The 14018-nt window shown below is 69.9% G+C and carries 15 protein-coding genes; 8 read left to right on the top strand and 7 right to left on the bottom strand.

Annotation, left to right across the window (positions count from 1 at the left end; all coding sequences use genetic code 11):
• Nucleotides 1–19 precede the first annotated feature (19 nt).
• The gene (locus tag AB0I98_RS08710) at nucleotides 20–355 is read left to right on the top strand and encodes a hypothetical protein (protein ID WP_362937341.1); all 336 of its coding nucleotides are present in this window, start codon (nucleotides 20–22) and stop codon (nucleotides 353–355) included.
• Nucleotides 356–448: 93 nt separating this feature from the next.
• Here AB0I98_RS08710 and AB0I98_RS08705 read toward each other — a convergent pair whose 3' ends face one another.
• Nucleotides 449–790: a hypothetical protein gene (locus tag AB0I98_RS08705; RefSeq protein ID WP_362937338.1), complete on the bottom strand. Its 342-nt coding sequence runs from the start codon at nucleotides 788–790 to the stop codon at nucleotides 449–451.
• A gap of 277 nt (nucleotides 791–1067) precedes the next feature.
• The gene (locus AB0I98_RS08700; protein WP_362937748.1) at nucleotides 1068–2165 is read right to left on the bottom strand and encodes a M20/M25/M40 family metallo-hydrolase; all 1098 of its coding nucleotides are present in this window, start codon (nucleotides 2163–2165) and stop codon (nucleotides 1068–1070) included.
• 267 nt (nucleotides 2166–2432) lie between these two features.
• On the opposite strand from AB0I98_RS08700, the gene AB0I98_RS08695 reads away from it, so the two are divergent.
• Both AB0I98_RS08695 and AB0I98_RS08690 read left to right on the top strand, forming a co-directional pair.
• Entirely contained in the window at nucleotides 2433–3317 is an 885-nt protein-coding gene (locus AB0I98_RS08695; RefSeq protein ID WP_362937336.1) for a LysR family transcriptional regulator, read from the top strand.
• A 195-nt stretch (nucleotides 3318–3512) separates the two neighbouring features.
• On the top strand, nucleotides 3513–5093 hold the full coding sequence (locus AB0I98_RS08690) for a phosphodiester glycosidase family protein (protein WP_362937333.1): 1581 nt from the start codon (nucleotides 3513–3515) through the stop codon (nucleotides 5091–5093).
• Between the two features lie 242 nt (nucleotides 5094–5335).
• Here the strand turns inward: AB0I98_RS08690 and AB0I98_RS08685 are convergent, their stop codons facing one another.
• Nucleotides 5336–5614: a hypothetical protein gene (locus AB0I98_RS08685; protein ID WP_301981754.1), complete on the bottom strand. Its 279-nt coding sequence runs from the start codon at nucleotides 5612–5614 to the stop codon at nucleotides 5336–5338.
• Nucleotides 5615–5829: 215 nt separating this feature from the next.
• On the opposite strand from AB0I98_RS08685, the gene AB0I98_RS08680 reads away from it, so the two are divergent.
• Both AB0I98_RS08680 and AB0I98_RS08675 read left to right on the top strand, forming a co-directional pair.
• Nucleotides 5830–6261 (top strand): SRPBCC family protein, encoded by a 432-nt coding sequence (locus tag AB0I98_RS08680; protein WP_362937330.1) that lies wholly within the window; start codon nucleotides 5830–5832, stop codon nucleotides 6259–6261.
• Nucleotides 6262–6304: 43 nt separating this feature from the next.
• Nucleotides 6305–7057: a protein phosphatase 2C domain-containing protein gene (locus tag AB0I98_RS08675; RefSeq protein ID WP_362937327.1), complete on the top strand. Its 753-nt coding sequence runs from the start codon at nucleotides 6305–6307 to the stop codon at nucleotides 7055–7057.
• A gap of 5 nt (nucleotides 7058–7062) precedes the next feature.
• Here the strand turns inward: AB0I98_RS08675 and AB0I98_RS08670 are convergent, their stop codons facing one another.
• Complete coding sequence (locus AB0I98_RS08670) at nucleotides 7063–8709, bottom strand: cellulase family glycosylhydrolase (RefSeq protein WP_362937324.1); 1647 nt, start codon at nucleotides 8707–8709, stop codon at nucleotides 7063–7065.
• A gap of 223 nt (nucleotides 8710–8932) precedes the next feature.
• On the opposite strand from AB0I98_RS08670, the gene AB0I98_RS08665 reads away from it, so the two are divergent.
• Nucleotides 8933–9703 (top strand): SAM-dependent methyltransferase, encoded by a 771-nt coding sequence (locus AB0I98_RS08665; protein WP_362937321.1) that lies wholly within the window; start codon nucleotides 8933–8935, stop codon nucleotides 9701–9703.
• On the opposite strand, the gene AB0I98_RS08660 is transcribed toward AB0I98_RS08665, so the two are convergent.
• Nucleotides 9676–10893, bottom strand: coding sequence for an MFS transporter (locus tag AB0I98_RS08660; protein ID WP_362937318.1), 1218 nt, complete (start codon nucleotides 10891–10893; stop codon nucleotides 9676–9678). The genes AB0I98_RS08665 and AB0I98_RS08660 overlap by 28 nt on opposite strands.
• A 71-nt stretch (nucleotides 10894–10964) precedes the next feature.
• Between AB0I98_RS08660 and AB0I98_RS08655 the strand changes: the two genes are divergently transcribed.
• A complete protein-coding gene (locus AB0I98_RS08655; protein ID WP_362937315.1) occupies nucleotides 10965–11942 on the top strand; it encodes a winged helix-turn-helix domain-containing protein in 978 nt (325 codons plus the stop codon).
• A 9-nt stretch (nucleotides 11943–11951) separates the two neighbouring features.
• Nucleotides 11952–12458, top strand: coding sequence for a glutathione peroxidase (locus tag AB0I98_RS08650; protein WP_362937312.1), 507 nt, complete (start codon nucleotides 11952–11954; stop codon nucleotides 12456–12458).
• A 109-nt stretch (nucleotides 12459–12567) separates the two neighbouring features.
• On the opposite strand, the gene AB0I98_RS08645 is transcribed toward AB0I98_RS08650, so the two are convergent.
• Nucleotides 12568–13371 (bottom strand): maleylpyruvate isomerase family mycothiol-dependent enzyme, encoded by an 804-nt coding sequence (locus tag AB0I98_RS08645; RefSeq protein ID WP_362937309.1) that lies wholly within the window; start codon nucleotides 13369–13371, stop codon nucleotides 12568–12570.
• Nucleotides 13368–13982 carry a helix-turn-helix domain-containing protein gene (locus tag AB0I98_RS08640; RefSeq protein ID WP_362937307.1) on the bottom strand — a complete coding sequence of 205 codons (615 nt, stop codon included), beginning with the start codon at nucleotides 13980–13982 and terminating at the stop codon, nucleotides 13368–13370. The genes AB0I98_RS08645 and AB0I98_RS08640 overlap by 4 nt, the downstream gene beginning before the upstream one ends.
• Between the last annotated feature and the right edge of the window lie 36 nt (nucleotides 13983–14018).

Here is a 14018-nt window from a genome sequence, read left to right as displayed (position 1 = left end):
TTCAACGCTCGGAGAAGACATGCGCAAGCCTCGCAAGACCGCTGTCGTGGTCGTCCTCGTCAGCGCCATCGGCTTCCTCGGCACCGGCACCGCCTACGCCGACGGACACGCACACGGACACAAGCACGGACACAAGCACGGACACAAGCAAGCCGGTAAAGAGACCAAGACGCTCGTCATCAACCAGAGCACCACATGCAGCACGACCGAAGAGAACGTCGACGTACAGGGCCAGTCCGGGTTCCAGAACGGCCTGGAGGGCAACCGGTCCAACGGCGCCGGCTCGCCTGGCACGCAGAAGACCAACCTCGGCTCAAGTCAGGGCTGCAACAACACCGTCGTCCTCGGCAAGTAGCTCACACACCAGGTCACAGGCCCTTCCGTTCGGTGAACGGGAGGGCCTCTGACCTGGTGGTACGCCTGCGTACGGCCCCCGAACAAGATCTTTTCAGGGAGACGTCAGCGGATCGAGACCGAAGACGTCGTGGAGCCGTACTTCGAGCGCCTTGAGGTCCTTGATGCCTTCGGCGAGTTCTTTCCAGCCCCGGGCCTCCTCCTTGGCCTGCTCGGCGCTCTGGCTCTCGACGGTGCCGAGCCGCGTCGAGTCGAGAATGTCGTCGCCGCCGTTGTTGACGTGCTTGAGGGCGGCCGACCAGGCGGCCTGGGTCTTGCGGTCGGGGATGGGAGGGTACTTCTGGGCCTCATGGACCCGGTCGAAGTACCAGGTGAAGTCAATGACCCAGTCGCCCTCGGCGTGCTGGGCGTAGACCTCCTCGGCCTCCCTGCGCACGCCGGTGATCTGCTCCTCACCTCCGGATTCGTACCAGTGGACGACACTGTTGGCGATCTGCGCGGGGTCGGTGAAGGACGCGTAGGCGGTCGGCGGGGCGGTCTCTGTCGGGGGCTGCAGTGGGTCGACGATCGACGAGGTGCTGTCCGTCGGCGTCGCCCGGTGGCCGGCGTCGCTTCGGGATCACCGGAGCAGGCGACCAGCGTCACTGCGGTGACCACGGAGAACACGGAGAACACCAAGGTGTGGACGCGTATGACGTGAGGCGTCGGCCGCTTCATCGCACGGTCCTGGTGATCAGCTCAGCAAGCAGACGGGCGCGGGGGATCATCTGCGTGATCTCGACGTACTCGGTGTCCGCATGGGCGCCACTGCCCACGGCGCCCAGGCCGTCCAGGGTCGGGCAGCCCGTCGCCGCGGTGTAGTTGCCGTCCGAGGCACCTCCGACGGCGGTTCCGCGCGGGGGCGCCTGGCCGAGTTCCACGGCGACACGGGAGGCGAGGGCGAACAGGTCGGCGCAGGACTCCGGTTCCATGGGCGGACGTTGAGCGCCGCCCAGGATCTCCAGCCGGGCTCCGGCCGTTCGGGGGGTGAGCTCTCGTACCAGCTCGTCGATCCGGTCCTGTGCCGCTGCGGTCGGCACGCGTACGTCCACCGACACCCTCGCCAGCGCCGGCACCGTGTTGCGTGCGCTGCCGGCCGAGAGCAGGGTGGGCGTGACGGTCGCGACGCCCAGGACGGGGTGGGCGGCGGCGTCCATCGCGGCCTCGACACCGGCGACGGCCAGCACTTGGTGAGCGGCCTCGACTGCGGCGTTGACACCCGTGTGCGGTTCCTGACCGGCGTGCGCGGCCCTGCCGTGCACCACGACCTCGTACCGTGAGGTGCCCTTGCGGGCGATCTTGAGCGCGCCCCTCTCGTCCGCGGCCGCCTCCAGCACGAAGGCGGCCGCGCACCCCCGTGCGGTCTCCTCGATCAGTTGCCGGGAGGTCGGGGAGCCGACCTCCTCGTCCCCGTTGACCAGCACGCACACTCCGTCCGGGGAGGGCAGCGAGGCCAGCGCGTGGATCATCTGCACCAGGCCCGCCTTCATGTCCAGGACCCCCGGGCCGCGGGCGATGCCGTCGGCCACCGACCACGGACGGGACCGGAGCGAACCGATGGGCCACACCGTGTCGTGATGTCCTGCCAGCAGCACGCGCGGCGTGCCGAAGATCCATCGCAGATGGGTCACCCCGTCGATCACGATCGTCTCCGGCTCCGCCCCCAGCAGCCTCGCGCCCAGGGTGCCGACCACCTCGGCACTGCGCGCCACCGCGGCGTGATCAGCCGAGAAGGACTCACACAGGACGAGTTCCTCCAGATCGGCGAGCATCACCGGCAGTTCGAGCGGGGCTTCCCTGGTCACCGGCCCCACCCCTTCGCAACTCTCCCTCGCCACAACACACTTCTCCCTCGGATCTCGTGAGTCGGTGGAGCGGCGGCGCGTTCCCCTCCGTCGCGCCGCCGCACGAACGACGCTAGGGCGGAGCGAGACATGACACCAGCGACTGGATTGCATGGGATCTATGCTCTGGAGGAATGTGTTGAGGGTTGAGAGGCGATGCTCAAGCCGGATGAAGGTTCTGGCGGCGGGAGGAACGTGTTCGAGACCGACGCGCTGCGGCTGCTCGTGACCGTGGCGGAGACCGGGTCGTTCACGCACGCGGCGATCCGGCTCAACTACACGCAGTCCGCGGTGTCCCGGCGGATTGCCACGCTGGAACAGCAGGCGGGTGGGCCGTTGTTCGAGCGGCTCCCGCGCGGTGTACGGCTCAATCCCGCCGGGCGCGCTCTGCACCGGCACGCTGTGGAGGTGCTCGACCGGCTGGCGCGGGCGGAGCGGGAACTGGCCGTGCTGCACGCGGGGTACGGCGGGCTGCTGCACGTGGGCGCGTTCGCCACTGCCAACATCTCACTGCTGCCCGCCGCCCTGCGGGCGCTCCAGGACGCCACGCCGGATGTCGACGTCATCGCCGTCGAAGGCCCGACCGGCACGCTGATGCGGCGGCTCGCGGACGGGGCACTGGACCTCGCCGTCGTCAGCGACTATCCGTACGGGCTTCCGTCGGCCGACGGGGTCACGACGACCGTGCTGTGCGAGGACGAGCTGTTCGTCGCCCTCCCGCGCGGGCACCGTCTGGCCACCGGCAAGGCGGTGGACCTGCGCGAGCTGCGCGACGAAGCATGGCTCCAGAGCGCGTACGGCGACCGCCCCACGATGCTCGCCGACGCCTGTGCCCGGGCGGGCTTCACTCCCAGGAAAATCATCCGTATCGCGGAGTGGGCCGGGAAGTTCGGCTACGCGGCCGCCGGCCTGGGAGTGGCGCTGGTCCCCTCACTGGCCTCTTGGGCAGTCCCCGACGAACTCGTCCTGTGCCGCCTCACCGACCCCGCCCTGCGCCGCACCCTGCACATCGCGCTGCCTGCCGCCCCGCTGCCGGCGGCACTGCAACTGCGAGACCTTCTGCGCGACGCCGCAGACTGAATCCTTGATACGAAAATACGAACTTACGCAGGTTGGCAATACGAACTTACCCAGGTCGGCCTGAGGCAAGTTCACTGGTCGGACCTCTGGTATTCACTCGTGGGTTCAATCGTTGCTCGAGAACTGGCCTTCGTTACATGGAAGTTGCGTTTGCCACGCGTGAACGCGCATCTCGTCCGCGACCTAGGAGTGCCTGTGGCCCTCGCACGCCGTTCGTTCCGAGTTGCCGTGAAGGCGTCGGTGATTGCCGTTGCCACGGCGGGACTTGTCACCCCCGGTGCTGTAGTCGACCCGTACGACAACACCGCGGCCGCCGCTTCGGCGACCGCCGTTCCTCGGCCCATCGCCGGCTGGCAGCACGATCGGCTCGCCTCCGGAGTGGATCTGTATCAAGGGAGGATCTCGGGCCGTCCCGGTGCGGACCACTGGACGGTCACGGTGCGCGCCGACGGCGCTCACCTCGCCACCGAGCAGGGCGCGGAGGCCCTGGCGGAGCGGCTGCGTGGCGCCGGGTTCAGTGCTCGTAGTGAGCGGGTCGAATGGCCGCGGGGTTCGGACCGCAGGGGGCTGGTCGGTGTGCGCGTCCGGGTCGGGGAGTACGCCGCCCGGGCCGAGGCCGACGCGCAGCGTCAAGCCCTCGCGGACGCCGGGTTCGACGCGGTCAGCGAGTGGACCGGCGCGGACGGTGTGCCCGGCACCGGTCTGGCCCAGGTCAAGGTGGTGATCATCGACCCGAAGCGCTACGGCGGTGCGCTGGACGCCACGTACGGCATGGGTGTCGCCGGCCGGGAGAAGGTGAGCGACATGGCCGTCCGCGACGACGCCCTGCTCGGCGTCAACGCGGGCTTCTTCGTCATGGAGGGCAAGGACGGCGTGCCGGGCGCCTCGGCCGGTATCGCCGCGTACGACGGGGAGTTGCAGAGCGCGGCGACCAACGGGCGGATCGCGGCAGTGCTGCGCGGCGACGGTCTGCGCCCGGAGTTCAAGAAGCTCCGCACGGAGATCGGCGTCCGCGCGGGTGGGGCGTCCGCGGTCGTCGATGGCGTCAATCGCGTGCCTGGCCTGGTGCGCAACTGCGGCGGGGTCGGAGGCGACTCCCCGACCGAGCGGCCTCAGCACGATGTGACCTGCACCGATCCCGACGAGATCGTCGAATTCACCGACGAGTTGGGCGCGAGCACCCCGGCCGGTGACGGCGTCGAGGCGGTACTCGACGCGAGCGGCCGGGTGCGGGAGGTGCGTCCGCGCGGCGGTGCCGTGCCGGACGGCGGCAGCGTCCTGGCCGGCGTCGGCGAAGGAGCCTCCTGGCTGCGTGCGCATGCGACGCCGGGCAGCCAACTGAAGGTACGGCAGCGGATCCTGGACGAGCGCAGCCGCGAACTCGAACTCGGCCCGCAGGACGACATCGTCAACGGCGGCCCCGAGCTGGTGCGCGACGGAAAGGTCGCGGTGAACTACGCAGCCGACGGCATCGAGCGGATCGGTGACCCGTCCTTCGCGTACACCTGGGGCATCAAGCGCAACCCGCGCATGCTCCTGGGCGTCGACCGGCAGGGCCGTGTGCTCCTGGTCACCGCGGACGGCCGCCAGCCCGGCTACAGCGACGGATTCGGCCTCAACGAAGGGGCGGAGCTGATGAAGTCGCTCGGTGCGGTGCGCGCCATGGCCCTCGACGGCGGTGGTTCCGTCACCACGGTGGTGAACGGCAAGGTGATCAACTCGCCGTCCGACGGCACCGAGCGGGCAGTGGGCGACGCGTTGCTGCTCACCCGCTGACGGCCGCGTCACCCAGGCTGTCAGGGCTTGTGTCGGACGGTGCAGGCGCAGGGCTGTGCTCGGGTAGGACGCCGGCCTTTCACGGGCGGTCGGCGCGTGATGCGGTAGGTACGCCTCGAGGCCCATCTCGCCCGCGGGCGACGCCTCTCGCGCCGGAGGCGGCACGCCTCAGGGGCCTGATCCGGGAAGTGGATCAGGCCCCTGGGGTTTCGCGTGCCCCGTACTCACCGAAGAGGCGCGTCCTAGAAGGCGCTGTTGTCGCAGCCCATGGTCGAGCCCACGTGGGTGTGCTGACCGCCCGAGTTGCCCTCGCCGTTGAGCGCGTTGCCCAGGACGCCGTTGAGGATGCCGACCTGGCCGAGGACGTCGACGTTCAGGTCGTGCGACTTGCAGTGCGAGCTCTGCATGACGCTCTTGCCGCCGTGCCCGTCCTTCCCGTTGGCGGTGGCGGTGCCGGCGCTCAGGATTCCGACGCTGCCGAGAGCGACGACCACGACGGCAGCCTTGTGAAGCTTGTGCATGTCATCTCCGGAAGTGAGGAGTGGTGTGTGCGATCCGCGACAGATCGACTTCCTACAGTTACGGGAGATTAGTATGAAAAATGACCATAGAAACCAGCGACGCGCCGTGATCTGCGATCCAGCGAGGAAGCACCCGGACAGCCCCAAGCCGGGCGCACACTGGAGGCACAGGACACATAGGACCGTGCGTCATGAGCCGAACCCGGAGGTGGGCCATGAGCACCCTCGAAGAGCACATCGATGTCGGAGTCCCGGTGGACAGGGCCTGGGACAGACTGCACCGGGTGGAGGACTATCCGCGCTTCGTCGCGGGAGTGCGGGGCGCCCGTCCGGAGGCGGAGGGGCGGGCGCATCTGGACGTCGAAGCCGGCGGACGGGCCCGGGAGTTCGCGGCCGAGGTCGCCGACCACGGCGACGAACGTGTGATGGAGTGGCACACCACGGGTGCCGCGGAGCTGACGGGTTCCTTCTCGCTGCAGCCGATCGACCAGAACCACACCAGGGTCCAGGCGCGACTGGAGTACGACCCCGGCACCATCAGGGAGACCTTCGGCGGGCCGAAGGGATTCGCGCAGGCGAATGCGATCGAGCGGCTCGTCCGCAGTGACCTGGAGTCCTTCAAGGAGTACGTGGAAAGGGAGCAGTGAGCGACAGAACAGCGGTGGACGCGGTGGGCGGTGATGGTGCCGTATGCCGTACGTCGCCGTGAGTGCGCTGAGTCATCCGGGACTGCTCAGGGACCGCAACGAGGACAGTCTCGTCGTCGGCCCGTGGACCCTGTGCGCCACGGTCACCGAGAATCCGCAGACCCTGGCCTTCCCCCTGGGCACCCCGCTCGTCGTCGCCGTCGCCGACGGACTCGGCGGGCATCCCGGCGGTGAAGTGGCCAGCGCCCTGGTGGCACGTCAGCTCGCGGCGGTCGGTGCGGCACTGAGCGACGAGGACGCCGTACGCAGCGCCCTGAGCGCCTGCAACCGCGCCGTGTACGAGGCGGCCGGCGGCGACGAGGGCGGCGAACTCGCCACCATGGGAACGACCGTGGCCGGCGCCGTCGTACAACCCGATGCGCTGCTCGTGTTCAACGTGGGCGACAGCCGCGTCTTCGCCGCCTCCCCCGACGGCCTGCGTCAGGTGAGCGTCGACGACAGCGGCCCACTCGAACCCGGGCAGCGCACCACCTCCCTCGTCACCCAGTGCCTGGGCGGCAGCCCGACCTACCGCGCCATCCGCCCCCACGTGACGTCCCTGCCCCTGTCCCCCGGCGATCGCTACCTCATCTGCACGGACGGCCTGACCGACCCGGTCCCGACCGACGTCCTCGACAAGGTGATGCGGGAACACGACGACGGACGGGCCGCGTTCGAACTGTGGAAGACCGCGATCGAGGCCGGCGGCCCCGACAACATCACGCTGGCGGTCGTGCGGGTCGGGGAGGACGAGTAGACAGTTCACGCGCTTGCGCAGACCGCCCCATTGAGCCTGAAGGACGTCGGCGCGGAATTCGTGGCCCCCTTGCTCCCCGTGAACCCGACCGTCACCGAACCCGCCGCCGGGATGGTGGACGTGTATGACGCGGGCGACACCGTCACCGTGCCCGCGTTCTGGGTAGCCGTCCCGCCCCACATGTTGGTGACGGTCTGCCCGTCGGCGAAGGTGAAGGCCAGGTTCCACCCGCTCAGGGGCGTCGTGCCGGTGTTGCGGATCACGATCTCGCCCTGGAAGCCGCCCGGCCACTCGTTCACCGCCCGGTAGCCCACCGAGCAGCCCACTCCCGCCGCCTCGTCCGTCGTGACGCTCACCGTCGCCGAGCGTGCCGAGCGGTTGCCGGCGGCGTCGCGGGCGTGGACGGCGAAGATGTACGTCGTGTCGGGGGTGAGGCCGGTGAGGGTGGCGGTGTTCGTGGTGGAGGCGGCGGCCGTCTCCACAGAGGTCCCCGCGACCCGGACCACGTCGTACGCGGTGACGGCGACGTTGTCCGTGGCGGCGGGCCAGGTGAGGGTGGCCGATGTGGCGGTCACGGAGGACGCCGTCGGGGTGCCGGGGGCCGTCGGGGCCTGGGTGTCGGGCGCCGTGCCGCCGAAGATCGTGGCCTCCTTCGACGTCTGGACGATGCCGTTGGCGCCGTGGAAGATGCGCTGGCCCCAGGAGCTGAGCCGGGCCGGGTCGAAGTCGATCGCCAGGTCGAGGATCGGGTCGGTGTTGCCGCTCCAGGACCATGCCAGGTAGCCGAGGTCGAGTTGTTCGGCCGCCGCCATCATCGTGTCCTCGTCGGGGTCGCCGTACTGGTCGGGAGGACCGCCGAACTCGCCTATCAGGATGGGCAGTCGGGCCGTCACGAAGGCGTTCAGGTAGTCGGTGATCTCCTGTGCCGTGTCGAAGACGCTGTACATGTGGATGGAGAAGATCAGGTTGCCGGTGGGGTCGGCGTCGTACACGGTCTGGGCATTCGCCCGCATCACGCCCTGCCAGTCCTGGCCCCAGTTGGGCGCGTCCACCATGATCGTGTGCTCGAATCCGGCCGACCGCAGCTTCTGTACGGCGGCGACGGTCGGGGCGGTCCAGCCGGCGGGGTTCGTGTTGCCCCAGGGCTCGTTGCCGATGTTGATGATGACGTAGTTCTCCTGGCCGGCCAGGACGCCCTTCAGGCCGATCCAGTAGTCGGCCGCCGAGTCGAGCGTGGCGGCCGCGGCCTCCTCGCCGTAGCCGGTGGTGTCGTGCACCTCCAGGACGCAGATCAGCCGGTTGGCCTTGCAGTCGGCGACGACCGCGGCCACGTCCTCGGCGCTGTTGCGCGTCCAGCGGTGGCCGTTGGAGAGGACGACCCGGACGGTGTTGGCGCCGAACGCCTTGATGTCCGCCAGGGACTGCGTCTCGCCGGGGTACCAGGTGTGGGCGTGGTTCACCCCGCGCATGACGAAGTCGTTGCCGTTACCTTCGAGCAGACGGCCGTCGCTGATGTGGAGGCCGGTGGCCCGGGCGCCGGGCGGCTCCGCGTGGGCGGGGACCGTGCCGAGGGCCAACAGGCCCACGAGAAGGGCCAATAACACGGTGACGGGACTCTTTGCGCTCTTCGTGCTGCTTCTCGTAGTTCTCACTGCGACTCCAGAGGCTCCAGAGGAATGAATGAGCGTGAGCAACGTGAGCATCGACAGAAACGTGGGGCAGTGGGAGCGCTCCCATGAACCCACTAGGGCAGGGACACGTCAAGACATCGCGCAAGCGCTTTCTCGAACGCCCCCGCATTCAGGCCCAGCTGACCTAAGTTGGTGACCTGATCACCGCACCGATCACCCGCACTCCTGAGAAGGAGGGTCTGCCGTGTCGTCGGACCCCACGACCAAGCCGCACTCGGCCCGCTTCTGGAACTACTTCGTCGGCGGCAAGGACCACTACCCGGTCGACCGGGAGATCGGCGACCACATCAAGGAGATCTTCCCCGGCCTCGTCGACGTGGCCGTCACGAGCCGGCACTTCCTGGGGCGTGCCGTCCGCCACCTCGCCGGTGAGCAGGGCATACGGCAGTTCCTGGACATCGGCACCGGGCTGCCGACCGCCGACAACACGCACGAGGTGGCCCAGCGCGTGGCACCGGACGCCCGGATCGTGTACGTCGACAACGACCCGATCGTGCTGACCCACGCCAACGCCCTGCTCACGAGCACACCCGAGGGCAGGACCGCGTATCTGGACGCCGACCTGTACGCCCCGAAGGCCGTCCTGGGGGCTGCCGCCGGCACGCTCGACTTCTCTCAGCCGGTCGCCCTGATGATCCTCAACACCCTCGGCCACGTCGCCGAGTACGAGCACGCGCGCGGGCTGGTGCGTGAGCTCATGGCGGGCCTGCCGACGGGCAGCTACCTGGTGATCAGCGACAGCACCTCCACCAGCGAGGGCATGATCGCCGCGTCGGAGGCGTACAACGCGAGCGGCGCGGTGCCGTACCACGTACGCAGCGTCGAGGAGATCGCCGGCTACTTCGACGGCCTCGAACTCGTGGAGCCCGGCATCATCCAGGTCACCGAGTGGCGCCCGGAGTACGGCGACCCGGTCACCGTCGACGCCTACTGCGGGGTGGGGCGCAAGCCGTAGCGCTCACGCGTCTGCCGCAACCCGGGCGCCAGCGCCGCCGTCACCCCGAGCGACACCAGCGCCATGACCGTCATCGCGGTTGCCGGAGAGGTCAGTTGGGCCACGGACCCCGCCAGCGCCGCGCTCACGCCCTGCATCGTGAGCATCCCGGCGGAGTGCAACCCCAGGGCGTGGCCTGCCAGTTCGTCCGGGGTGAGGGACATCAGCCGCTCCTGCTGCACCAAGCTCGCGCCGAAGCCAACCGACGCCACGGCCACCGCGACCGCCGCGAGCGGAACCGCCGGACGCAGCGCGAAGAAGGTGTACGGCAACGCCAGCAGCAACAGCAGCGGCACTCCGAGCCGCCCCCGCACTCTCCGCGGCAGCAGCCGGCCGACCGTTACGTCCCCGACGAACATCCCCAGCGCCGCACAGGCGAACAGGATGCCCGCGTCGGAGGGGGCGTAGGAGACGAACAGCGACTCGCAGCCGACGACCAGGCCGTTGGGGATCCAGAGGGCGAGAAAGACGTACCGGCGTGGGCGGGAGGACCACAGCAGGGCGTTCGTGCGCCAGGTCGCCGTCACCGAAGGGCGGCCCGACGAGCGGGGCGCCCTGGCCGTCAGGCCCAGCCGGACGCCGACCGCGGTCAGGGCGTACAGCGCCGCCGAGAGCAGCAGCGCCGCCCGTGGGGACAGCACCGTCAGCAGGACGCCGCCCGCCGCATAGCCGGTGATCTGCATGAGCCCGTTCATCATGTTGAAGACCGAACGCCCCAGCAGATAGCCGTCCTTGGCCAGGATCTCGTTCAGCAGCCCCCAACGGACTCCCCCGCCCAGCGACGCGATCAGCCCCTGCACGAGCACGACGACGAAGACCGCCCAGATCGGCAGCCCCGGCGCCGCCAGCACCGCCGTACCCACCGCGAAGGCGACCGAGATCCCCGCCAGCGTCGCCCGCGGCGGCAGCCGGTCCGCGCCCGACAGCAGCAGCGTCGCGCCGAGCACCTGCGCCAGCGACGGGCCGAACATGCTCACCGCCGACAGCAGCGGCGACTCGGTCGCCCGGTAGACGAGCGTGCCGAGCGCCAGCCCACCCACCGTCTTGGCGGCGGCATTCGCCGCGGAGGTGAGGAAGAGCGGAGTGAACTCCGGTGTCCGGAAAAGGGACTTGTAGCCGTTGGTCACGCCGTTGGTCACGCTGTTGGTCATGCGCGGAGTCTCCGGGGGCCTGAGCCGCGGGAGTTATTGTTTCGCGCAGACGCGAAAGGTGGCGTACATCCATGGGCTGGTGGCAGATCAACGCCGACACCCTCGCCCGCAGCCGCTTCGTCCTCTCACCGCTCGCCGAGACCTTCGCCAGCCTGAAGCTGCTGCACGCGGGCACGGCCGCGCACCCCGGCGAGCGGGCCTGGCTGCACGCCCATCTCCCCGCCTACCAGCAGCACTTGGACCCCGTCACCGCCCTCCTCGTCCGCTCGGGGCTCGGCCGCAGCTGGATCGCCGACTTCCTCACCCCCACCCCGCGCGACGGCGAGACCTTCGAGGAGGGCCTCGCCCGCGTCCGCGCGGCCCGCCCGGAGGACGCCCGCGCGCACTTGAAGGTCTCCCTCGCCGGTCCCCTCCCCACCGCCCTCGACCGCGACGACCTCCCCGACCGCGCGGCCGACCTCTTGTCCTACGTCTGGACCGAGACCGTACGGCCGTACTGGCCCCGGCGCCGGCGCATCCTGGAGGCCGACGTGATCGCCCGGCTCGCGCAGGTGAGCCGGGGCGGCTGGGCAGCCGTACTGGACGGACTGCGGCCCGGGACCCGCTGGCTCGGCGACAGCCGGTTCCAGGTCAACCTGCACGAATATCCGCCCCGCGAGATCTCCGGCGCGGAGCTGGTGTTCGTGCCGGTGACTCCGAAGGCGGGCTGGGTGTCCTGGGCGGAACCCGAGCGCCGATACGCGGTGATCTACCCGTGCACGGGCGCCCTGGCCGACGTATCGGACAGGCCCCCGCCCGCGAGCCTCGGCGCGCTGCTCGGCACCGCGCGAGCCGCGCTGCTCGTCCTGCTGGACTCCCCGCTGAGCACGACCCAGCTCGTCGCCCTGACCGGCCAGGGACTCGGCTCGGTCGGCCGCCATGTGAAGATCCTGCTGGACGCGGGGCTGGTGGAACGGCGCAGGGCGGGCCGATCGGTGCTGTACTCGCGGACGGCGGCGGGGCAGGTTCTCGTCGAGGCCCAGAACGGTGCCGACACCTGTCGCGGTTAGCATCCGCTCATGACTACTGACACCACCGGCAACTCCGTACTCGACATCGACATCGATGCGCTCCAGGGCGGTGCGGCGGACCTCGGCCAGTACAAGGGCAAGGCCGTCCTCATCGTGAACGTGGCCTCCAAGTGCGGGCTGACCCCGCAGTACGCGGGCCTGGAGCGGCTCCAGGAGCGTTACGCCGCGCAGGGCTTCACCGTGCTCGGCGTGCCCTGCAACCAGTTCATGGGCCAGGAGCCCGGCAGCTCCGAGGAGATCGCCGAGTTCTGCTCCGCGACGTACGGCGTGACCTTCCCGCTGACCGAGAAGGTCGAGGTCAACGGGGACGGCCGGCATGCGCTGTACGAGCGTCTGACCGGCTTCGCCGACGCCGAGGGGCACACCGGCGACATCCGCTGGAACTTCGAGAAGTTCCTGATCGGCCGGGACGGCGAGGTCGTCGCCCGCTTCTCACCGCAGACCGAGCCGGAGTCGGCGGAGGTCGTGGCGGCGGTGGAGACCCAGCTGGGCTAGCGGCTCCTTGACCTTGCCTATGGGGCAAGGGTGAGCGTCCTTGTCACCGGGCGGACGGCGCCCGGTGAGGAGGACGAGGACGAGGCAAGCAAATCCCGGGCCGCCCCGGTCAGATGACGTTGACGACGTCGAGGAAGCGGGTGGCGAGTTCGGTGTCGCCGGTGAGTGTCACGTCGCTGTCGCGCCAGGACGAGCGCTGGGTGCCCCAGTCGGGGAAGGTCAGTGCGGGGGCGGAGATGTACGCGGCGACCTTGCCGTCGGAGGGTGCCAGGCCGCCTGCCTCGTCGAACCACCAGGTCCCGCCACCGGGGCCGGTGAGGGTCAGGACGACGCGGGCATCGAGCCCGGCGACCGGCGCCTGCGCGACCTGATTGCTCAGCACGGCGATCATCCAGGTCAGGACCGCGCGCATCCTGTCCGCGTCGGTGGGCGGCGCGGGCCGGCCGAGCGCCGGGGCCATGTCGTGGCGCAGGTGAGTGTGATGGTCGAAGACGAGTGCGCAGGCCATCAGCAGACCCAGGGGGTAGCGACCGAGTTCAGCCAGCGGTACGCGCAGTCGGGCGGCGGGTGTCCGTCTGACCACGTCGAGGATCGTGGTGGCTCGCCGGCTGGCGCCCTCGTACTCGGCCATGACCTTGGCGCGGCTCCAGTTCCGCCGTCGGTCGACGGGGTCCTCGTTGGCCTGTTCCAGGCTGGCGGCGAAGGTCGTGCGCAGCCCGGAGGGTACGTAGAAGCTCCGTGCCGTCGCACCTATGTGGGCGACGACGTCGGCGATGCGCCATCCGGCCGCGGCGCTGGGCGCGGTCCATTCGTCGTCCGTGAGGCCGCTGGTGAAGTTCAGCATCTCGGCGCGTTCGGCGCGCAGGGCGGCCGCCATGCTCGGCAGGTCCGCCGGGGGCAGGCGATGGGTCATGTCGTCTTCTTCTCTGGTTGTGAGGCCGGGCGGCGGATGGCCTGCACTGCCGCGTCGTAGAGGTCGAACTCGTCGACCTGTCCGTCCAGGCGCATCCACTCTTCCATTGCTGCCTGGAGGCAGGTGATCGCCGCGGCCGCGATCGCGCGGGCTTGCAAGGCGCGGTGGTCGGAGTCGGGCAGTCGCGGCTCGATCAGCGGTGCGAACAGGTCCTGCCAGCGGGCCTGCTTCTCGGCGTGGCCGGCGCGCAGGGATTCGTTGCCGAACAGCAGGGTGACCAGCTCGAGCCGCCGTTCGGCGGTGGTCTCCATCTCCTCGAGCACCTGGAACGCCGCCCGCAGCGACGTCCACGGGTCCTCGTCGGCCGGGCGCTCGGCGAGCCGCGCGGCGATCAATTCGCCCTGCTCGGCAAGGCCGTTGAGGGCGAGGTCTTCCTTGCTGCGGAAGTAGTTGAACAGGGTCCGTTTGGAGACACCGGCCGCGGCGGCGATCTCGTCGAGTGTCGTGTCGTCGTACCCCTTGGCGGCGAACAGTTCGAGGGCGGTTTTGGCGAGGAGCGCGCGAACCATCGAGCGGGTCTGCTCACGAAGAGGTGCCGGTTTCTGAGCCATGCACCGATGGTACATCTCTTCGCGAGATGTAACAGC

Source organism: Streptomyces sp. NPDC050211, from assembly GCF_040656035.1.
Classification (GTDB): Bacteria; Actinomycetota; Actinomycetes; order Streptomycetales; family Streptomycetaceae; genus Streptomyces.
The sequence above is the reverse complement of the archived record's forward strand: the minus strand, read 5'-3'. Positions and strand labels throughout refer to the sequence as shown.

Coding starts and splice junctions, on each gene's coding strand:
- AB0I98_RS08700 (WP_362937748.1), bottom strand. CDS start 2,165: ATGCTCGCCGATCTGGAGGAACTCGTCCTGTGTGAGTCCTTCTCGGCT.
- AB0I98_RS08680 (WP_362937330.1), top strand. CDS start 5,830: ATGAGCACCCTCGAAGAGCACATCGATGTCGGAGTCCCGGTGGACAGG.
- AB0I98_RS08655 (WP_362937315.1), top strand. CDS start 10,965: ATGGGCTGGTGGCAGATCAACGCCGACACCCTCGCCCGCAGCCGCTTC.
- AB0I98_RS08645 (WP_362937309.1), bottom strand. CDS start 13,371: ATGACCCATCGCCTGCCCCCGGCGGACCTGCCGAGCATGGCGGCCGCC.
- AB0I98_RS08685 (WP_301981754.1), bottom strand. CDS start 5,614: ATGCACAAGCTTCACAAGGCTGCCGTCGTGGTCGTCGCTCTCGGCAGC.
- AB0I98_RS08650 (WP_362937312.1), top strand. CDS start 11,952: ATGACTACTGACACCACCGGCAACTCCGTACTCGACATCGACATCGAT.
- AB0I98_RS08660 (WP_362937318.1), bottom strand. CDS start 10,893: ATGACCAACAGCGTGACCAACGGCGTGACCAACGGCTACAAGTCCCTT.
- AB0I98_RS08675 (WP_362937327.1), top strand. CDS start 6,305: ATGCCGTACGTCGCCGTGAGTGCGCTGAGTCATCCGGGACTGCTCAGG.
- AB0I98_RS08640 (WP_362937307.1), bottom strand. CDS start 13,982: ATGGCTCAGAAACCGGCACCTCTTCGTGAGCAGACCCGCTCGATGGTT.
- AB0I98_RS08710 (WP_362937341.1), top strand. CDS start 20: ATGCGCAAGCCTCGCAAGACCGCTGTCGTGGTCGTCCTCGTCAGCGCC.